Below are 20,680 nucleotides of genomic sequence, written 5' to 3' on the forward strand. Positions count from 1 at the left end.
GAAGCTTAAATATTTTAATATGCTATGAATAATAGTTATTTTTAAAATTAAACCTGAAAATGATACAGTCTTGAATTCGTGGCAATAAATAAAATTAATACATGAAAATTATATCATACAACGTAAACGGCATTCGTGCAGCTCTTAATAAGGGCTTTATAGATTGGTTAAAATCGGCCAGTCCAGATGTGATTTGTTTACAGGAAATAAAGGCCTTAAAGGAACAATTGGATTTAGATATTTTTAACGCAGCAGGTTATGTACACCAATATTGGTTTAGTGCCCAAAAGAAAGGTTATAGCGGCGTTGCCATTTTAAGTAAAATAAAACCGAATCATGTCGAGTATGGCACAGGAATTGAGTCAATGGATACCGAAGGTAGAAACCTACGTGCCGATTTCAATGGTCTATCGGTGATGAGCTTATACCTGCCTTCAGGAACCAATGATGCACGATTAGACCATAAACTGGAATATATGGCCATGTTTCAAGATTATATTAATACTATAAAGCAAGACATCCCAAATCTTATCATTTGTGGAGATTACAACATTTGCCACGAAGAAATAGACATTCACAACCCCAAAGGCTTGAAAAATGTTTCAGGTTTTTTACCAGTTGAGCGGGAGTGGATTGGTAATTTTATAGCTAACGGATTTATAGATTCGTTCCGTTATTTAAACCCCGAAAAACAACAATATAGCTGGTGGAGTTATCGTGCCAATGCCCGAGCCAATAACAAAGGTTGGCGGTTGGATTACGCCATGGTTGCCCAAGCATTACAAGAAAATATAAAAAGAGCCGTTATACTTTCGGATGCAGTGCATAGTGACCACTGTCCTGTTTTAGTGGAAATAGATAAATATTTTAGTAAAAAAACAATTTTTTGAACCTTTAAAAATGATAAAAAAAACTTTATTAACCGTTTTAACTCTAGCTTTGGTAACTAGCTGTGTGTCTCCCAAAGTCTATAAAGATTTAGAAGCTAAATACGATAATTTAAAAAAGGAAAACCGTAAGCTTTCAGATGAAAATGAGCTGTTGAATAGTGGAAAGATTGCAGCTGAAAATGAATTGAAACAGCTTAAAGCCGCTTATAAAGAAGCCGTTGCTCAACGCGATAAATTACAAGCCGATTATAATGCTACAAAGGCCAATTATGAAGCATTAAAAGATTCTTATGATGCTTTAGAGAAAAACAGTTCGGCAGCTATAGCTGCTAATTCCCAAAAGAACCGGGAGCTGTTGGCACAATTGGAAGCAAAGGAACAGGCTTTGGCTGCTGAAAATGCCCGTTTAGAAAAATTGAAACGGGAATTGGAAGATCGTTCAAACCGTGTGGCCGAGTTGGAAAGTGTTATAGCGGCTAAAGATGAAGCCATGTCAGCATTAAAAGATGCTATTTCAAGAGCATTAACCGACTTTGAAGGTAAGGGACTTACTGTTGAACAGCGTGATGGAAAAGTTTACGTGTCAATGGAAAATAAACTATTGTTTGAATCTGGTAGCTGGGCAGTAGGAACAGAAGGACGTCGTGCTGTTATGCAGTTGGGAACTGTACTTGCAGATAACCCTGATATTGCTGTGCTTATTGAAGGTCATACCGATAATGTGCCATACCAAGGCTCGGGGGCGTTAAAAGGAAACTGGGATTTGTCTACCAAACGTGCTACGGCCATTGTTGATATTTTGAGTGAAAATGGAAATATAAATGCAGAAAACCTTACAGCAGCCGGTCGAGGTGAGCATTCACCAATAGCTACCAACGACACCCCTGAAGGGAGAGCCAAAAACAGACGTATTGAAGTTATTTTAACACCTAAATTAGATGAGCTGTCTAGGTTGTTAAGTGATAATTAGAGTTAGCCTGATAATGTAGCTTTGATAGCTGAGCCTTTATAAGCTACCAAAAAAAATGTATAATAAACTAAATAAAAAACCTTTAAAGTATGACGACTTTTAAAGGTTTTTTATCTTTAAGGTTCAGTCTAAAAATCATAAGTTTTGAAAATAAAAGAAGTTAACCATGAAATTTACTAACCTACCGCATACCAACATTAAAGTGAGTAAGATATGTTTGGGAACTATGACATGGGGTCGCCAGAATACTGAATCTGAAGGCCATGAGCAGTTGGATTATGCGTTTAACGAAGGCATTAATTTTATAGATACGGCAGAGTTATACCCTGTACCAGCCACACCTGAGACCAGTGGTCGAACTAGTGAGATTATAGGAACCTGGCTAAAAAAAACAGGCAATAGGGATAAGGTGGTTATTGCCAGTAAAGTTATAGGTCGAACCAGTGATTATGTAGCGCATATTAGAACAACAGGATTCAGCCCATTATCTATACAAGACGCTATTGTAAAAGAACTGAAACGTTTACAAACCGATTATATTGATTTGTACCAGTTGCATTGGCCAGAGCGATTGACCAATACCTTTGGAAAGCTAGATTACAAGCATGACCCAAATGATACATGGCAGGATAATTTTAACGAGGTACTTCATGAATTAGATAAGCATATTAAAGCTGGCAAAATTAGGTATGTGGGTTTGTCCAATGAAAAGGCATGGGGAGCCATGCGCTATCTGGAAGAGCATAAAATGAATAATCTACCCAGAATGATTACCATACAAAATGCCTATTCGTTATTAAACAGGACCTTTGAAGGTGATTTGGCAGAAGTGTCCATACGGGAAGGCATTGGTTTATTGGCCTATTCCACCTTGGCTTTTGGTATGCTCACAGGAAAATATACTAATGGTACCGCTGACTCTAATTCTAGGTTAAACCGTTTTCCTCAATTAAAGCGTTATAGTGGGGAACGCACTAGAAAAGCCACCGAAAAATATGTACAATTGGCGAAAGATTATAACATAAGCCCAGCGCAAATGGCTTTGGCCTTTGTAAATCAACAACCTTTTTTAACCAGTAATATTATAGGGGCTACTAATTTAAAACAGCTTAAGGAGAATATTGATAGTGTTCATATTAATTTAAGTGAGGCATTACTATCTGAAATTAACACAATACATCAAACCACCCCCAATCCGGCGCCATAGTATTTTTTCTATTTGAAAAGCAATTTTAACAATAAATATTTTGTAAAAGAAATAGAAAAAAATTATTCTATAAAAACACAAAAGCTGACAAAAGTAAGTTTTTAATGCAACTACTATCAGTAACTTTGTAGTATAAAAATATTTTTCTATTTATTATGACAGTTAAAAATATACTTTTAGGCTGTTCGATTTTGTGTGCTATAGTGTCTTGCAATAACACAAAAAAACCATCACAGTTAAATCTTGAAAATAAAGAGTCACATTGGAGTTACTCCGGCGAAACATCTCCAGAACACTGGGTGGATATAGAAAAAAACTCAGATTGTGGAGGTAAACACCAATCGCCTATTAACATTTTACACAAAGATGTTGATTCTGTACAAAAGAAAGGCGATTTAAAAATATTATATACGCCAAGTACATTAATAAGCAATGTTGATAATAATGGGCACTCCATTCAATTTAATTTTGAGGAAGGTGATTCAATAAATTATAATAATAAGACGTATTGTTTAAAGCAAATCCATTTTCACGAACCCTCAGAACATAAAATCAATGGGGTTATTTATCCCATAGAGATGCACTTGGTACATGTTGGCCGAACAGGAGAAATAACTGTATTGGGTATTTTTGGAGAAGAAGGAGACCAAAGTCAATTGTTTGAATTTTTTGAAAGTTTTTTGCCTTTGCAAAATGGAGAGTCAAAAGAAATACATCAAAAAATTGATTTATCGAGTCTTTTTTTAAAGGATAAGCATTACTATTCATACAATGGTTCTTTAACAACTCCACCTTGTACTGAGAATGTGAATTGGATTGTTTTTAAAGAGCCTATTATTTTGTCTGAATTAGAAGTGTTGAAACTTAAAGAAACTATGCCTCTTAATAATTACAGGAATGAGCAGGCCTTAAATGGAAGGGTTGTGCGTTATAATTATTAGATATATTTGTTATATGAAAGCAAAAAACCCTTTACTTAGATAAGTAAAGGGTTTTTATTATTTAATCTGTTTACCATCTTTATCAAAAAAGTGGTATTCTAGATATGTGTAAACATCTCTTGGTAAAATTTTGCCTTTAATCTTAACTCATTTAATGTATTAAATTGTTTTCGTTATCATCTAAAAATTCATTTTATGTAATAGAGCAGTAAATCTAGGGTCATTTCTAATAGCTTCAAAATCAATACTGTGTTTTATTCTTGGAAGATGGGTTTCACGAGCTTCATAACTTCTTTCCAGATAGTCAAGTGCTTTTTGGTAGTAGCCAACTAAACATAAGAAAGCAGCCGAATTGTAGTACTGATCCTTTACCGAAAAAGATAAATCGTCTATGCAACAATTAAGAACGCCTTTTATACCATCTTCTTCAAACACTCTATCTATTTTAGCTTCGTCTTTAATACCATTCCTTGCTAGAATTAGTTTCAACTGTTTGTATGCTAAACTTTCTTCTCCTAATCTCATAAAATTCTTGAAATAATATGCATACCAAGGCTCATCACTAATTTCAACGGATTTATTAAGATGATTTAGAGATTTTGTAAAATCTCTACTATTGTAAAATATGATGCCACTAATGTTAAACATGATGCCCGAATTTGGATTGAATTTTACTGCCAAATCTATTTGCTCCCTGGCTTCTTCCTTTCTACCTAAAATATCAAGCAATATTGCATAATACAAATGTGCTGTTGCATAATTGGGCGCTAAATCTATGGCTTTTTTAATTTCTTTTTCGGCATAAACCCAATTCCATTCATACCAAAAGGCTGTTGCTCCCAAGGTGGCATGCGCCGCTGCAATATTGTCGTCAATTGAGAGTGCTTTCATGGCATATTCTTTTCCTTTTCTAAAGCTTTCCTCTTTATCGTACCATCCAAAAACAGCCATGATATAATATGCATCCGCCAATCCAGCATAAGCCAAGGCATAATTTGGCTCAAGATCAATTGCTTGCTCAAAATATCTAATACTCTTTTTTAAGTCTTCTTCCTTTCTCCTTTGCCAAAAAAACCGCCCTTTAAGATATAGGTTGTAAGCCTCTACATTTTCTGCGGGGGCTTCATCTAACTTTGCAAGGTTGGAAACCGTAAGTTTCCTTTCGAGTTGTTTGGCTACTTCTCTGGCTATATCACTCTGTAGCTCAAAAACATCCTGATAATCCCGCTCATAACTCTCTGCCCAAAGGTGTTTGTCTAAATTGGCGTCTATCAATTGTATCACAATCCTTACTCTTTTGCCATGTCTTTGAACACTGGCCTCCAATAGATGGGTAATATTTAACCCTTTCGCCAATTCAGGAACTGTTTTAGTTTCTCTAGGGTAATTCTCCATGGTTGTCCTAGATAAAACATTGAGATTGTCCAAACTTGACAAATGGTTAAGGATTTCCTCCATAATCCCATCGGCGAAGTATTGATTGGACACATCTTCGGTTAAATTTTTAAAAGGGAGCACTCCTATCGTAACTAAATCCTGATTTTTGCTTGTACTGCCAGCTAAAGTTATGGTAAACAAAGCAAGTATGACCAAGGCTAAAACTGCTCCAATTAAAGTCCACTTTCCTATGGACGTCTTTGATTTGGATGAAACTGAGGCATGCACTAAAAGCTCCAACTTTTCGGACACCTCTTTTTGTTTAGCTTTACCTGGTGAACATTTATAGTGATCTTGAAAACACTTGGAAAAGTATGATGGACTACTAAACCCAACGGCATAAGCAATTTCGGAAACAGATGACACATCGTCTTTCAATAAGTTATAAGCTTTTTCCAGTCTAAATAACTTTATGAATTCACTAGTGCTTGTATTTTTTATTTGATGAAGCTTTCTATGGAGTTGTGATCGGCTAACCCCCATGGCCAAAGAAAGTTCAGTCACTCCAAAGTTTTCGTTATGGTAGTTTGCGTCCAATATACCGTTAAGCTTTGCTATAAATGTGCATTCCTTTGAAAAGGTTCGATCCATGGTTTATAAAAATATGAATCATGAATTTACATAATAAAATTATTCGGACAAAAATATGCAGTCAAGAATCCTAATTTCAAGATGTTTTACTATCAACAACATAATTAAAAGGATTTGCAACATATGTAACAGGTATTGCAACATAGATAAATTATCCTATGTATTTAAAGAAATAACTTAGATGAAGCTATTAAATGAGCTATAGTTAAGTTGTTAAATTAAAATGAAACAAAATGAAAACATTAAGATTACTATTAGTGATTAGCGGTGTACTTTTTTTAATCACTGCTTGCGAATTGAATGAAGACCCCATTATTGAAGATAACTTCATTGAATCGAACTTTCAATCTAAAACAGCAAAGCAAAAAGAGCTGCCATATAAGGCCAAAATGTTTACAAGACCAGCTGAAGGAACTCCAACTGGAGATTGCCCCTCCGCCAACTCACCAACCAATTTTTGGAGACCAGAGCATCAAGTAGGCAATGGCAACGCAACGCATTTAGGGAACTTTACAACAGATTTAAAATTTTGCTTCCACATTGTTTTAAATGAGCAAGGTATGCCTGATTTTGCCAATGGTATGGGTGAGTTTACAGGTGGAGCCAGTGCTATAGAAGCCAATAATGGTGACCTATTATATACAAAGGGAAGAGGCAGTCAGGTAATGCCCATCCAAGATGACATATATATCTTAGAATTTTTTCATGTAGTTGATATTACTGGTGGTACTGGACGGTTTGAAAATGCCTCAGGTCAATTTGTTAACCATGGTATGGTAAGAGCTGATGGTACCGGAACCGATCATACCCAGGAAGGTATTATTATTTTGAAATGATGCAAAAACGGAATTAGAAAAATGTTTTAAACCAAAAAAACCCTTTACTTAGATAAGTAAAGGGTTTTTATTATTTAATCTGTTTACCATCTTTATCAAAAAAGTGGTACTCTAGATAAGTGTAAGCATCTCTTGGTAAAATTTTAACCCATTTTTTGTGTTCAAAAAACCATTTTGAACGTACAGATGGAAAACCTTTTGTTAAAAAGGCTGCTATAAAAGGATGTGTGTTTAAGGTCAGCTTTTTATAGTCTTTCTTAAATAGTCGTTCAAGATCATGCGTTATTTTTTGTACAATACCAATAGGAGCTTCAACCTCCGAACCATTAATGCTGTTAGGGTTTTCCTCACGGGTTTTAATGTTCATTTCTGGGCGCACACGCTGTCTTGTTATTTGTATCAAACCAAATTTACTTGGCGGCAATATTTTGTGTTTTGCCCTATCATCCTTCATTTCATCACGAAGATGGTTAAATAGGTTTTGCCTATTTTCGGCATTGGTCATGTCTATAAAATCAACCACTATAATACCACCCATATCACGTAATCGTAACTGTCGGGCAATTTCGGTGGCTGCAATTAAATTAACTTCCAGTGCTGTTTCCTCTTGGTTATTGGCTTTGTTAGATCTGTTACCGCTGTTTACGTCTATAACATGCAGGGCTTCGGTGTGTTCTATCACTAAATAAGCACCTTTTGCCATAGAAACGGTTTTGCCAAAGGAAGTTTTAATTTGCCGTTCTATTCCAAATTTTTCGAAAATGGGAACGGTGGATTGATACAATTTAACTATTGATTCTTTTTTTGGTGCAATTTCCTGCACGTAATCTTTAATTTGATAGTAAAGCTCTTCATCATCAACAGTAATGCCAGTAAAGGTGTCGTTGAATATGTCTCGTAAAATAGACGAGGCTTTATTCATTTCACCTAAAACTTTACTGGGATGATGGGCTTTGTGTAGCTTTTTACACATTGCTGTCCAACGACTAAGCAAACGTTGTAAGTCTTGATCTAGTTCAGCTACTTTTTTGCCTTCTGCTACCGTACGAACTATAATGCCAAACCCTGATGGTGTTATACTTTTAACCAGTCGTTTTAATCGATCTTTTTCATCCTTATCTTCTATTTTTTGAGAAATAGAAATACGGTTGGAAAAAGGAACCAAAACAATATATCTACCAGCAATAGAAAGCTCTGAGCTTATTCTTGGCCCTTTTGTAGATATAGGTTCTTTTACTATTTGTACTAATAGCGATTGATTTGATTTTAAGACATCGGTAATTTTACCGTCTTTATCAATATCTTTTTCAAATGGGAAATTTTTTAAAGAAAAATCTTTTAGTTTACCTGTGCTTACACGTTTTGTGAACTTCAAAAGAGAAGGTAGTTTTGGCCCTAAATCGTGATAGTGCAAAAATGCATCTTTCTCATAACCTACATTAACAAATGCGGCATTTAGTCCAGGAACAGCTTTTCTTATTTTGGCTATAAACACATCGCCAACAGAGAAGTTGTTACCATCTTCATCTTTCTGTAATTCAATTAGTTTTCCATCTTTAAGTAAGGCAAAATCAACTTCTTCGGAACTAGATCTAATAATCAATTCTTTATCCATTTAGTTAATTTTAATCCACCACAAACACATGTGACAGATGGATTATACAATATCTTTTCTGATGGAGAGAAATGGTATTCAATCATCAGTTATCATCTTTTTAGTTTTATGATACAAAATCAAAGTTGTAATAAGATGATATTTCACAGGATTTTTTTAAATCCATGGAGCTTAGTATAGTAAGCTCATTTCAAAGAACGTTTTGTGTTTTAAAACTAAAAAAGTAGTTAGCCAACTACTTTTTTAGTTTATTTTTTCTTTTTGTGACGGTTAGCGCGTCTACGTTTTTTACGTTTATGCGTCGCTACCTTATGTCTTTTGCGTTTTTTACCACTTGGCATAAATAGTGTCTTTTAAATTAATGATTCTTTTTAAGGCTAATCCCGACAACTATCGGGACAGCATATTACTTTTACTTGACTTCTACATTAGTTTTAACGCCTTCAACAAAAACTTTTGCAGGCTTAAATGCAGGAATATTATGAGCTGGTATTTTAATAGTTGTGTTTTTGGAAATGTTTCTTCCAGTTTTTTCAGCTCTTGTTTTAATAATAAAGCTTCCAAAACCTCTTAAGTAAACATTGTCACCACTTTCTAATGATGTTTTTACTTCTTCCATGAATGTTTCAACAGTTGCTTGAACATCTCCTTTTTCAATTCCTAATTTTTCAGAAATTTTTGCTACTAAATCAGCCTTAGTCATTTTTATTTTTTATTTTTTAGTTACTATTATCGTTTTTAAAGGGATGCAAATATAGGAATTAAATATTCAATATTTCAAACCTAATTCATTAAAATTTAAGATTATAAACGTTTATTTTAGCACTTTGTTTAAATCGTATACATGCAATTTCCTAAAATTTTAATGCGCTGGTATTCAGTTAATAAAAGGAGTTTGCCTTGGAGGGAGACAACCAACCCTTATCATATCTGGCTATCGGAAATTATTTTGCAGCAAACGCAAGTGACCCAGGGGCTGCCGTATTACGAAGCATTTTTGGAGCAGTATCCTACGGTTTTCGATCTTGCTGAAGCTAAGGAAAGTGCAGTGTTAAAATTATGGCAGGGGTTGGGTTATTATTCCAGAGCTAGAAACTTGCATACTACCGCTAAATATATTGTTAATGAACTTAATGGGGTTTTTCCAAATAACTATAAGGACCTATTAAAGTTAAAAGGTGTTGGTGATTATACGGCAAGTGCCATAGCTTCCATTTGCTTTAATAATGTTACTGCAGTGGTTGATGGGAATGTATATAGAGTATTATCCAGATATTTTGCTATTGAAACACCCATTAATACAACTATTGGGGCTAAAGAATTTAAAGCTTTAGCACAAGAATTAATTGATAATGATAATCCTGCTTTGTTTAACCAAGCCATTATGGAGTTTGGTGCTCGTCAATGCCGACCTAAAAATCCAGATTGTTCGGTTTGTCCGTTGCAGGAGGGGTGTTTAGCATTGGGCACAAATAAAATAGACATGTTACCCGTAAAACTTAAAGCAGCAAAAGTTAAGAAAAAGCATTTCAATTTTTTGGTGTTTATTTCAAATGATGGTAAAACAGTATTAGAACAACGTAAGGATAAAGGGATATGGCAAAACCTATATCAATTCCCCCTAATAGAGACGGTTAAAGCTATTAATGTTCCACAACTAAAAGTTTTATTGAATACTCATGATCTATTAAAAAACAAAACCTTTGATATTGCCTTATATAATAAAGATACAATAGTTCATAAGCTATCTCATCAGCATTTATATACAAAGTTTTGGATTGTGAAAGTTGATGATTTAGGAAGTAAAGGCATTTTTACAAAGGATATTCACCAATATGCGGTTCCTGTTTTAATAGGAAATTTCATTGAGGCGTTTAATTTCTAAAACAATAGTTAAGCAATCACATTTTTTTATTAATTTTAAAAAAATGCAAAGCAAATGACTAATTTTGCTTTTTAAAATAAAGAAAACCATGTCAGGAACATTGAATAAAGTAATGCTAATAGGGCATTTAGGGGATGAGGTAAAAATGCATTATTTTGAAGGCGGAGGTTGTGTAGGGCGTTTTCCATTGGCTACCAACGAAACCTATACAAATAAGCAAACCAATGAACGGGTTACCAGTACAGAATGGCATAATATAGTAGTGCGAAATAAAGGTGCTGAAATTTGTGAAAAGTATTTAAGTAAAGGAGATAAGGTTTATATTGAAGGCCGTTTAAAAACAAGAAAATGGCAGGATGAAAAAGGGAATGACAGGTATTCTACCGAAATACAGTGTACCGATTTCACCTTTTTAACAACCAAAGCCGAAAGTGAGGTTAATGCAAATTCAAATAATAATCAAAATGCGCAGCCAAAAGAAAATACTTTTCCTGAACCTAGTATTGAACCAATTGGTGATGAAGATGATGATCTACCTTTTTAACCAGTAAGGTGGAACGTTTTTTATTGTTTAACTAATATCTTATTATTTGGATCCCGACCCTTCGAGTTATATACTATTATCTTTAGCTGTTGATTTTTCAATAGTGGGCGGTTTTGTATTACTAGTATTGTTATTAATTTGTTCTGCATTAATCTCTGGGGCTGAAGTGGCTTTGTTTTCCCTTAGCAGAACAGATATTGATGCTGAAATGGAGCAAAACCCTAAACGCATCCAAATTATTTTCAATCTCTTAGAGCGTCCTAAAAAACTGTTGGCTACCATTTTAGTAGCAAACAATTTTATAAATATTGCCATTGTTATCCTGTTTGCCTATTTGGGCAATTCTATTTTTAATAGCATTATATCACAGGTTTTTCGTTTTATATTGGAAGTGGTAATCGTTACCTTTTTAATTTTGCTCTTTGGTGAGATTTTACCAAAAATTTATGCCAGTAGAAACAAACTTAAATTTGCATCCTTTATGGCTTACCCACTAAAAGTATTGGATGTTGTTCTGTCCCCAATTAGTTTGCCCATGCGAAGTGTAACCCTTTCTATCCATAACAAATTTGGAAAAAAGAAATCCAATTTAAGTGTCGATCAACTATCACAGGCTTTGGAACTTACCAGTGAAGAGGATACTACTAAGGAAGAACAAAAAATTTTACAAGGTATTGTATCCTTCGGGAATACAGACACCAAACAAGTTATGCGTCCGCGCATTGATATATTTGCATTAAATATCGAGGCTAAGTACATCGATATTATGCCCGAAATCATTGAAAATGGTTATTCGCGTATTCCTGTTTATCAAGATAACATCGATACTATAAAAGGTATATTGTATGTAAAGGATTTATTACCATATATTGATAGAAAACAATTTGATTGGACTAAGTTGATACGCGAACCTTTTTTTGTACCAGAGAATAAAAAGCTGGACGATCTTATGGCAGAGTTTCAAGAGAAAAAGGTACATCTGGCTGTGGTTGTTGACGAGTATGGTGGGACTTCTGGATTAATCTCTTTGGAAGATATAATTGAGGAAATTGTTGGTGATATTAGTGATGAGTTTGACGATGAGGATTTAACTTATTCTAAGCTTGATGATAATAATTATGTTTTTGAAGGCAAAACAGCTTTAAAGGATTTCTATAAGGTTATTAAGGTTGATGATGAATCGGTTTTTGAGGCTAATAAAGGCGAAGCTGAAACTATTGCTGGTTTTGTGTTGGAAATTTCAGGAAGTTTTCCAAAACTCAACAGTAAAATAAATTTTGAAAATTACGTTTTCACGATAGAAGCTTTAGACAAAAAGCGTATTAAACTTTTAAAGTTTACCATTTCTTAAACAAAAGAACTGAAAACAGAAACAAAATTTCTATGCTTGTTAAAATAAAGTTCAATATTTTTTTAAGATGTTTTTTGATAGTGACTGGTTTGGGTATTTTATCTTGTAGTGAAAATGTAGTGCCAAAACCGAGAGCCTATTTGCGATTAGATTATCCTAAAGCAAAATATAATAAAGTGCAAATAGCTTTGCCTTTCTCTTTTGAAAAAAACAATTTGGCTACAAATTTAATAATAAGGCCAGTTGAAGGCACTACAAGTAGTTATGGTGTGAATTTGGAATACCCAACCATGAAAGGTACTATTTATTTAACCTATAAAGCTGTTGAAGGTAGTGAAAAGAATTTAGTGGATTTTTTGCGAGATGCCCAAAATTTCACTCAAAAGCATACTGTTAAAGCAGATGGCATTTTAGAAGAACGTTATGAAGACAGTGATAAAAAGGTGTATGGGATGTTCTATAAAGTTGGAGGGAATGCAGCATCTCAATCACAATTTTACGTAACCGACAGTATCAATCATTTCTTAACAGGGTCACTTTACTTTAGCGTAAAACCCAATTATGATTCCATTTTACCCGCAGCCTATTATTTGCAAAAAGATATTAAGCATATTATAGAAACCGTTAAGTGGGAATAAAAACTTTTAAAGTTTAATATAATAGGTTTGAACTAAGTTTCAAATTAACTAAAAAGCCTAAACTTAAATTTATTACAGAAAGTTATTTTGTTGAAAAAGTATCAACAGTTTTCATGTCGGTTACTTTATAAGTATCGGTAATGCTAGTTACTGTTTTTTCCAATAATGTATGATTTACTTTGGCTTTATTGTATTCAACCATAGCTAGCTTTCTGTCAAAATCTACCTTAGCGTATTTTACCCCCTCCATTTTAGTTATCCTTTTTTCAATGCTAGCGGCACACCCTATAGCACAAGTCATACCTTCAACAGTAAATTCTGCCTTAGCAAATGTAACATTGGGGTCTACTTCTTTAGTTATTTCTACTTTAACTGTTTTTATTTCGGGCTTGATTTCATTTTTACAACCCGTAAGAAGCATTGCTATTATGAATAAACTTAAAATATATTTTATTGTTTCCATAAAAATTTTGTTTTTACTTTTAGTAAACAAATTTAATCAATATTGAAGTTTATTGAGTAATAATAAACCCAATTTTCTAATTCTATAAATTAGATTTAATGATATTTTTTATAGAATGATTAATTTGAATAAGTTTTCCAAGATTTGATTGTAAAATATCTATTAAGAAAATCTTGTTTTATTTTAACACTTTATTGTGAGGGGTTATTGCATTTTTAGCGTCTATTAATATTGTAAAAATAAAATCATAATATATGAGTGTCACTTTAAAAAAAAGACATTTGATACTATTAATATCTTGTCTGTCTATCTGCTTTTTTTTCACAACAAAGTCAAATACTTTAGAGAAGTATGTTTCAGATAATACCCAAATAAGGTATTGTACTGTTAATGCTAATGATAGAGTTTTAAATGATAAAAAAAGAGTTGCGGAAATACAGCAAAGAATTTTTGAAATACATGATAAGTTATCACAAAGTATGGTAAAGGTTGAAACCGGAAACTCTTTTGCTAGTGGTGTTATGATTTCTGAAGATGGGTATATACTTACTGCTGCACATGTTATAGATGCAGTTGAAAAAAACTTCAAGGTTAGATTACATGATGGTTCACAGTATTTAGCAGTTTGTTTAGGAAAAGATTACACAGCGGATTATGGATTAATGAAAATAGAACCTCTAAAAAAACTTGTGTTTTCTCAATTAGGTGATGCTTCAAATTTAGCCAAAGATGAAGCTTGTTTAATGATTGGTTATCCGGGATCCTCAGAAAAAGATCCACAGGCTATTACTAGGATAGGTTTTTATAAAGGTATAACAGCTAATGATTATTTAAAAACATCATGTATTATGAAGCCTGGAGATTCAGGAGGACCTTTATTTAATTTAAATGGTGAAGTTGTTGGTGTTTGCAGTTATATTAATAAAGAAATTGATGGAAATTTTTATTCTTCTGTAGAAAATGTAAAGAAAAATTGGAAAAGACTGATTTCAGGAGAGACAATAAATCATAAAAAAGTGAATTATGATGATAGTATTACTCAAGCTCCAAATACCGTTAATCCATTTGTATTGAAGGGAGGGAAAAAAACTTTAGTAAAAGTGTTGAGTGAGAAAAACAAAACAATTTATAAAGCTGTTGTTGAAATAAGAAGTATTCATGATTCTATAGAGAAAATTACGCTAGGATCTATTTTTAGCAAAGATGGATATATTGTTGCAAAATCTTCTGAAATTGGAGAAGCTCAAATATATTGTACATTATATAATGGTAGTATGTGTCAGGCCAGTCTTATTGGAAGAGATAAGGATAATGATTTAGCAGTATTAAAAATAAAAACAAAAGAGAAAGTAAATAGTATTGATATCACAACTAAGCAATCAGTTTATGTTGGAGAGATATTAGGTACTGTCCTAAATAACGAGCGTGTTGGATGGTCTGGAATTGTAGGCTTAGAAGCAGATATTATATCTACTAGAAATATAGGGTATTTAGGTGTCGATTTTAAACAAAGTGGTGAAGCAACTATAAAAAGTGTCTCTGACGGGCAAGCAGCAAATAAAGCTGGGTTGTTATCAGATGATAAAATTATAGAATTTAATTTAGTTTCTATAGGTGATTTTGAAGATTTGATAAAAGCACTTTCAGACACAAAACCAGGGCAAAAAGTAGTAATTACAATCTTAAGAGATGATGCTGTAATGAATATTGATGTTGTGCTAGGAGAGCGAGATTTTAGTGAGCATAAGCATCACATAGCAGATAATGTGATAACCAATAGAGTTAAAGACGGATTTCCTTATGCTTATACTCATGATATGCCATTAAATATAGATCAATGTGGTACGCCATTAATTAATTTAGATGGTAAAGTTGTAGGGCTTAATATATCTAGAAGAAATAGAGTGAGCTCATTAGCTATTCCTTTAGAACATTTAGAAAAAGTTTTAAGTCAAATATTAAGAACAGCAGAAAACGATATTTAACAAAGTAGTTATACTTTTAATTTTCGGTTTATTCTTTAATGCTGATATTCTTCCTAAGTTATTATTTATATAATTAGTGAATAGAATTTAGAGGTGTCCTACAAAAGGTGTAGTCTACATAGCTTTATTTTAAATTTTTTAATTCGAAATTATTTTAAATCAATTTTTTTCGCGAAATTTAAAAAACCTTTTTAGTAATGTTTCTAGCTACAACAAGAAAATATCTATTTTAAAGTCACTTATAATAGTGCAGGGTAGAGATTTAAAAAAACATAAATTTTCACTTAAACCCTCATTTTTTAGCAGGCTTTTATAATTAAAAGATTTGATTAAATGAAAACAATATCTCTTCCTATTCGGTTTGGTCTCGTTACAAGCACTGTTTTAATAGCTTATTTTTTATTGCTGTCGCTATTTCATAAACACATTAATCCAGTCTTTAGTTTTTTTAATGCAGTTATTACTGCTTTTGGTATTTATGAAGCTATAAGAGTTTATAAATTACAGTATTTAGAGATGTTTTCATATGGTGAGGGTTTTAAAACAGGCTTAATAACAGGGTCAATTGCCACCATTTTATTCACCGCTTTTTTTCTATTATATGCTACTGAGCTTAATGCCGATTTTATTTCACAATTGTTAGCCACTATAAAAGGCGGTTTCGACACTAATGTGGGCATGATAACTGCTGTGGTTGCTATTATGGGTTTTGCCACTACGGTTATTTGTACCCTTACTGTTATGCAGCTCTTTAAAAAAGAATCAAAATAATCTTCAAAATAAATAAAACGTTTGTAGTTTAATTAATTAGCAGTATATTTGCACCCGCCTTACGAGAGGTAGGCTCATTTTTTTGATAAAAATTAATTAATAAAAACGTTACGCTATGTACGCAATTGTAGAGATAGCAGGGCAACAATTTAAAGTTGAAAAAGACCAAAAAGTTTTTGTTAATCGTTTACAAACAGAAGAAGGTAAGAAAGTAGCTTTCGATAATGTTCTTTTAGTAGGCGATGGTGACAATGTAACTGTAGGCGCCCCAGCTATAGACGGAGCACAAGTAAGTGCAAAAGTCTTAAAGCACCTAAAAGGTGATAAGGTTATAGTTTTCAAAAAGAAAAGACGTAAAGGTTACCGTGTAAAAAATGGTCATCGTCAAGCTTTAACCGAAATAGTAATTGAAGGTATTGCTGCTTCAGGAGCTAAGAAAGCTGCTCCAGCTAAAGCAACTTCAACCAAAGCAGAACCAAAAGCAGAAGCTGCTGCTCCAAAGGCAGAAGCTACTCAAGATTTAAGCAAGTTAACTGTTGCTGAATTAAAGGAGATGGCAAAAGCAAAAGGTATTGAAGGTATTTCTTCTATGAAGAAAGCTGATTTAATCGCTGCTTTAAGTTAATATTAAAATATAAAATCGAAATACAATGGCACATAAAAAAGGAGTCGGAAGTTCGAAAAACGGTAGAGAATCAGAATCGAAACGCTTAGGGGTTAAGATTTTTGGTGGTCAAGCTGCCATAGCAGGAAACATTATCGTAAGACAAAGAGGAAATACACATCACCCAGGTGAAAATGTATATGCTGGTAAAGACCATACATTACACGCCCAAGTAGATGGTATTGTAAAGTTTACTAAGAAAAAAGATAATAAATCTTATGTTTCTATCGAGCCTTTTCAGGCTTAAGAAATAGGTTTCTTATAGTTATACAAAGCCCTTTCTGAATAGAAGGGGCTTTTTTTATTTTATATTTATTGTAAAAATAATAATCAGGAAGGTTATTCAGGAACACCATTTGCAAAGAAATTGGGTATAAAAAGTAGATTCAAAATAGTATTGGTAAATCAACCAAAACAGTATAAATCACTTTTTGCAGATTTTCATGAAGATGTTTTGGAAGTATCAGAACCTAAATCCGAATCTGTAGATTTTATCCATATATTTTGTACGGCACTGAAAGACCTGAAAATCCAAATAGTAAAACAAAAACCTTATTTGAAAAAGGATGGTTTAATTTGGGTAAGATGGTCAAAAGAGACTTCAAAAATGGCAACAGATTTAAACCGTGACCTTATAAGGGATTATATACTTTCTGAAATAAAGTTAGTTGATGTAAAAGTAGCGGCCATAAATGCCGATTGGAGCGGATTGAAATTTGTTTGCCGAAAAGAAGATAGGAACTGAATTTTCTGCTAGTTAATTTTCAAGTATATCCCTAACTATTTTTAAATGGTGTTTGGTGTGCATTTCCAAAAACCGTAGAGTCTGTTTTTTTGTTAATACTCCAAAAATGAAATGTTTGAAATAAGCATGATTGGGCAGTGTTTTTAAAACGTCAGTGTGGTTTTTAGCGATTTCTAATTGAGCTTTTAAGTTTTCTTTTGTAATCACCTCTGGAGGCAACACTAATTTAGGGGCTTTGGCTTTACCTCTTGGTATATAACCTAACGGAAATAATAAGATACGCCAATAATTGAATTGTTTTTTATAGTCTTTAGGGTTCGAATTTTTTAGAGTCAAACTCACCGTATTGAAAACTTTTAAAGTGTGGTCGAGTTGCCAACCAACGGTAGCTTTAGAAACTAATAAATTCTCTTGGTCTTTATAAGGAATATAACTTTCAACTTGGGCCAATAAGCGATTTAATATTTTCATCCGTACTTGATACACTTAATTAAGTTTTTTATAGGTTTCTTACTGTTTAATTGGTTTCCCCCATACGGATAAAGACTAAGACATCATTAATACAACGATCTAAGTCTTCAATAATATCCTTGCTCCAAAATCGAAAAACGATAAAACCTAAATCCGTTAGTTGTTGGTTTACTTCTTTGTCGCGTTGCATATTGCGCTCTATTTTTGGAATCCAAAACCGTCGGTTGCTTTTAATGGTATTTTTACGCTCGTTCCAATTGTAGCCATGCCAAAACTCGCCATCTATAAAAACAGCCAAGCCATATTTTTTAATGGAAATATCGGGTTTTCCAGGAAGTGATTTGTTGTCTATACGGTAACGGACATTATGATTCCAAAGCGCCTTCCGAAAGAGCAATTCGGGTTTGGTGTTTTTACCCCGTATGTTGCTCATTATTTTCGAGCGTTTTTTGGTGGTGTAAAAACCAGAAGCCTCATTAAAGCGTGGGACTTTTATTATGGGTTCTTCATAAACCATAGTGATTTAAAAATACAAAAAACCCTCGCATGATTGCAAGGGTTTCTCAATATTTAAGAGTTTAATAATCTAAACTAGTATCTATAATACTCAGGTTTAAAAGGACCTTTAACCTGTACGCCTATATATTCAGCTTGGTCTTCCCTAAGTTCAGTTAATTCAACGCCTATTTTAGCCAAATGTAATTTGGCTACTTTTTCGTCAAGATGCTTGGGTAGCATATAGACTTTGTTTTCATAGGCTTCACTGTTGTTCCAAAGCTCAATTTGCGCCAAGGTTTGATTGGTAAACGAGTTGCTCATTACAAAACTGGGATGCCCCGTAGCACAACCTAGGTTTACCAAACGCCCTTCAGCAAGAATAATGATGTCTTTTCCATTAATGGTGTACTTGTCTACCTGTGGCTTAATGGTATTTTTGGTATTGCCATAGTTTTTATTAAGCCAAGCCATATCAATTTCGTTATCGAAATGGCCAATGTTGCATACAATGGCTTTATCTTTTAACGCTTCAAAATGCTCGCCACGAACAATGTCTTTATTTCCTGTAGTGGTAATAACAATATCTGTATTACTAATAACGGTTTCCAATTTTTTAACTTCAAAACCATCCATAGCGGCCTGTAAAGCACAAATAGGGTCAATCTCGGTAACGGTAACAATGCTACCGGCTCCTTTAAACGAAGCAGCTGTGCCCTTACCCACATCGCCATAGCCACAAACGGTAACGCGTTTGCCTGCCAACATTACATCGGTAGCTCTACGAATGGCGTCTACGGCACTTTCTCTACAGCCATATTTGTTATCGAATTTACTTTTGGTCACACTGTCGTTTACGTTTATTGCAGGCATAGGTAATGTTCCTTTTTTAACACGCTCGTAAAGCCTGTGAACTCCCGTGGTGGTTTCTTCACTTAAGCCTTTTATACCAGCAGTTAACTCAGGATATTTATCCAAAACCATATTAGTTAGGTCGCCACCATCATCTAAAATCATGTTAAGGGGCTTACGGTCTTCACCAAAAAATAAGGTTTGCTCAATACACCAATCGAATTCTTCTTCGGTCATGTTTTTCCAGGCATAAACAGAAGTGCCTGCAGCGGCAATTGCAGCGGCAGCTTGATCTTGTGTAGAGAATATATTGCATGAGCTCCATGTCACTTCGGCACCCAAAGCTTGAAGGGTTTCAATAAGTACAGCTGTTTGAATAGTCATATGCAAACAACCGGCAATTCTTGCACCTTTCAACGGTTGTGAATCTTTATATTCTTCACGTAGGGTGATAAGTCCGGGCATTTCTGCTTCAGCCAATTCAATCTCTTTTCTTCCCCATTCTGCAAGCGATATATCCTTTACCTTATGCGCTACATACGGAATTGTTTTCGTATCCATATTTCTAATTTCTCTATTTTAAAAATGTTACTTGCCTTTGGGTTTAAACGGTAAATAGTTAACTTCGCTAAGTTAAAAACCAAATGCGCCAAAGGCGCTGCAAAGATAACCAATAACTTTCAGATTATTAAATGCCGCTATTTAAAACTATTGATGTAAACTCACAAACTACTGTTAAAATCTGGAAGATTACCGAGTCTTTTAATGTTTTAAAGCGTGAGGTAAGCTTAAAGCCAGAAAATGAAACGCGAGTTTTGGGGATGAAAAGTGAAATCCATCAATGTGGTTTTTTAAGTGTTAGGTGTTTGCTTAAGGAATTTGGATATAAGGATTTCGATTTGTTTTATGATGTCAACGGAAAGCCGCATTTAAAGGACGGTAAGCATATTTCAATAAGTCATTCATTTATTTTTTCAGCAGTTATAATTAGTAATGAGCCAGTAGGTATTGATATTGAAAAGCAACGCGATAAAATCGCTGTAATAAAACACAAGTTTTTAGATTATGAATGTGATTATTTGAATGAAAATGATACTGACTATATAAAACAACTTACGGTATTATGGTGCATTAAAGAAAGCCTGTATAAGCTTTATGCAACGCCTGGCTTAAGTTTTAAGAACCATTGTTTGGTGATTCCATTTTCGAGTAATGAAGATGTAACAACTGCTTGGATAGACTATAATGATGTAAAAAGCAAATACAGTGCGCATTGTTTAGAGTTTGAAGGGTTTGCTTGTGCCTATGCCTTGAAAAGCCAATAAAAAA

The 20,680-nt window shown here is 33.7% G+C and carries 22 protein-coding genes; 15 read left to right on the forward strand and 7 right to left on the reverse strand.

The window, feature by feature from the left end; genetic code table 11:
• Positions 1 to 101: 101 nt before the first annotated feature.
• The 4 genes from MR053_RS04315 to MR053_RS04330 all read left to right on the forward strand — a co-directional run bounded on the left by MR053_RS04315 (position 102) and on the right by MR053_RS04330 (position 4,008).
• Positions 102 to 890 (forward strand): exodeoxyribonuclease III, encoded by a 789-nt coding sequence (locus tag MR053_RS04315; protein WP_242131219.1) that lies wholly within the window; start codon positions 102 to 104, stop codon positions 888 to 890.
• A 10-nt stretch (positions 891 to 900) separates the two neighbouring features.
• Positions 901 to 1,860, forward strand: coding sequence for an OmpA/MotB family protein (locus MR053_RS04320; RefSeq protein WP_242131220.1), 960 nt, complete (start codon positions 901 to 903; stop codon positions 1,858 to 1,860).
• Between the two features lie 166 nt (positions 1,861 to 2,026).
• Positions 2,027 to 3,067 (forward strand): NADP(H)-dependent aldo-keto reductase, encoded by a 1,041-nt coding sequence (locus tag MR053_RS04325; RefSeq protein WP_242131221.1) that lies wholly within the window; start codon positions 2,027 to 2,029, stop codon positions 3,065 to 3,067.
• 155 nt (positions 3,068 to 3,222) lie between these two features.
• Entirely contained in the window at positions 3,223 to 4,008 is a 786-nt protein-coding gene (locus MR053_RS04330) for a carbonic anhydrase (protein ID WP_242131222.1), read from the forward strand.
• Between the two features lie 180 nt (positions 4,009 to 4,188).
• On the opposite strand, the gene MR053_RS04335 is transcribed toward MR053_RS04330, so the two are convergent.
• Positions 4,189 to 6,036, reverse strand: a complete 1,848-nt coding sequence (locus MR053_RS04335) for a helix-turn-helix domain-containing protein (RefSeq protein WP_242131223.1) — start codon at positions 6,034 to 6,036, stop codon at positions 4,189 to 4,191.
• A gap of 233 nt (positions 6,037 to 6,269) precedes the next feature.
• Between MR053_RS04335 and MR053_RS04340 the strand changes: the two genes are divergently transcribed.
• Positions 6,270 to 6,872, forward strand: a complete 603-nt coding sequence (locus MR053_RS04340) for a hypothetical protein (RefSeq protein WP_242131224.1) — start codon at positions 6,270 to 6,272, stop codon at positions 6,870 to 6,872.
• A gap of 70 nt (positions 6,873 to 6,942) precedes the next feature.
• On the opposite strand, the gene MR053_RS04345 is transcribed toward MR053_RS04340, so the two are convergent.
• Entirely contained in the window at positions 6,943 to 8,487 is a 1,545-nt protein-coding gene (locus MR053_RS04345) for an Rne/Rng family ribonuclease (RefSeq protein WP_242131225.1), read from the reverse strand.
• A 412-nt stretch (positions 8,488 to 8,899) separates the two neighbouring features.
• Complete coding sequence (locus MR053_RS04350; RefSeq protein ID WP_042242127.1) at positions 8,900 to 9,190, reverse strand: HU family DNA-binding protein; 291 nt, start codon at positions 9,188 to 9,190, stop codon at positions 8,900 to 8,902.
• A gap of 141 nt (positions 9,191 to 9,331) precedes the next feature.
• Between MR053_RS04350 and mutY the strand changes: the two genes are divergently transcribed.
• From mutY to gldD, 4 genes are all read left to right on the forward strand, one after another.
• Positions 9,332 to 10,372 carry an A/G-specific adenine glycosylase gene (gene mutY / locus MR053_RS04355; protein ID WP_242131226.1) on the forward strand — a complete coding sequence of 347 codons (1,041 nt, stop codon included), beginning with the start codon at positions 9,332 to 9,334 and terminating at the stop codon, positions 10,370 to 10,372.
• Positions 10,373 to 10,460: 88 nt separating this feature from the next.
• Positions 10,461 to 10,916 (forward strand): single-stranded DNA-binding protein, encoded by a 456-nt coding sequence (locus tag MR053_RS04360; protein ID WP_242131227.1) that lies wholly within the window; start codon positions 10,461 to 10,463, stop codon positions 10,914 to 10,916.
• Positions 10,917 to 10,962: 46 nt separating this feature from the next.
• Positions 10,963 to 12,267, forward strand: coding sequence for a gliding motility-associated protein GldE (locus tag MR053_RS04365; protein WP_242131228.1), 1,305 nt, complete (start codon positions 10,963 to 10,965; stop codon positions 12,265 to 12,267).
• A gap of 32 nt (positions 12,268 to 12,299) precedes the next feature.
• The gene (gene gldD / locus MR053_RS04370) at positions 12,300 to 12,905 is read left to right on the forward strand and encodes a gliding motility lipoprotein GldD (RefSeq protein ID WP_242131229.1); all 606 of its coding nucleotides are present in this window, start codon (positions 12,300 to 12,302) and stop codon (positions 12,903 to 12,905) included.
• An 82-nt stretch (positions 12,906 to 12,987) separates the two neighbouring features.
• On the opposite strand, the gene MR053_RS04375 is transcribed toward gldD, so the two are convergent.
• The gene (locus MR053_RS04375) at positions 12,988 to 13,368 is read right to left on the reverse strand and encodes a heavy-metal-associated domain-containing protein (protein WP_242131230.1); all 381 of its coding nucleotides are present in this window, start codon (positions 13,366 to 13,368) and stop codon (positions 12,988 to 12,990) included.
• 254 nt (positions 13,369 to 13,622) lie between these two features.
• Here MR053_RS04375 and MR053_RS04380 point away from each other — a divergent pair, with 254 nt between their 5' ends.
• From MR053_RS04380 to MR053_RS04400, 5 genes are all read left to right on the forward strand, one after another.
• On the forward strand, positions 13,623 to 15,353 hold the full coding sequence (locus MR053_RS04380) for a S1C family serine protease (RefSeq protein ID WP_242131231.1): 1,731 nt from the start codon (positions 13,623 to 13,625) through the stop codon (positions 15,351 to 15,353).
• 333 nt (positions 15,354 to 15,686) lie between these two features.
• Entirely contained in the window at positions 15,687 to 16,124 is a 438-nt protein-coding gene (locus MR053_RS04385; protein ID WP_242131232.1) for a DUF4199 domain-containing protein, read from the forward strand.
• A gap of 115 nt (positions 16,125 to 16,239) precedes the next feature.
• On the forward strand, positions 16,240 to 16,749 hold the full coding sequence (gene rplU / locus MR053_RS04390; protein ID WP_242131233.1) for a 50S ribosomal protein L21: 510 nt from the start codon (positions 16,240 to 16,242) through the stop codon (positions 16,747 to 16,749).
• A 25-nt stretch (positions 16,750 to 16,774) separates the two neighbouring features.
• Positions 16,775 to 17,035, forward strand: coding sequence for a 50S ribosomal protein L27 (rpmA, locus tag MR053_RS04395; protein WP_242131234.1), 261 nt, complete (start codon positions 16,775 to 16,777; stop codon positions 17,033 to 17,035).
• A gap of 120 nt (positions 17,036 to 17,155) precedes the next feature.
• The gene (locus MR053_RS04400) at positions 17,156 to 17,533 is read left to right on the forward strand and encodes a DUF3052 domain-containing protein (protein WP_242131235.1); all 378 of its coding nucleotides are present in this window, start codon (positions 17,156 to 17,158) and stop codon (positions 17,531 to 17,533) included.
• Positions 17,534 to 17,545: 12 nt separating this feature from the next.
• Here the strand turns inward: MR053_RS04400 and MR053_RS04405 are convergent, their stop codons facing one another.
• The 3 genes from MR053_RS04405 to ahcY all read right to left on the reverse strand — a co-directional run bounded on the left by MR053_RS04405 (position 17,546) and on the right by ahcY (position 19,912).
• A complete protein-coding gene (locus tag MR053_RS04405; RefSeq protein WP_242131236.1) occupies positions 17,546 to 18,004 on the reverse strand; it encodes a DUF1569 domain-containing protein in 459 nt (152 codons plus the stop codon).
• A gap of 46 nt (positions 18,005 to 18,050) precedes the next feature.
• Positions 18,051 to 18,521: a very short patch repair endonuclease gene (locus MR053_RS04410; RefSeq protein WP_242131237.1), complete on the reverse strand. Its 471-nt coding sequence runs from the start codon at positions 18,519 to 18,521 to the stop codon at positions 18,051 to 18,053.
• Positions 18,522 to 18,595: 74 nt separating this feature from the next.
• Positions 18,596 to 19,912 (reverse strand): adenosylhomocysteinase, encoded by a 1,317-nt coding sequence (gene ahcY, locus MR053_RS04415; protein WP_242131238.1) that lies wholly within the window; start codon positions 19,910 to 19,912, stop codon positions 18,596 to 18,598.
• 131 nt (positions 19,913 to 20,043) lie between these two features.
• Between ahcY and MR053_RS04420 the strand changes: the two genes are divergently transcribed.
• Positions 20,044 to 20,676, forward strand: a complete 633-nt coding sequence (locus MR053_RS04420; RefSeq protein ID WP_242131239.1) for a 4'-phosphopantetheinyl transferase family protein — start codon at positions 20,044 to 20,046, stop codon at positions 20,674 to 20,676.
• Positions 20,677 to 20,680 lie beyond the last annotated feature (4 nt).

Source organism: Aestuariivivens marinum (genome assembly GCF_022662175.1).
Lineage (GTDB): Bacteria > Bacteroidota > Bacteroidia > Flavobacteriales > Flavobacteriaceae > Aestuariivivens > Aestuariivivens marinum.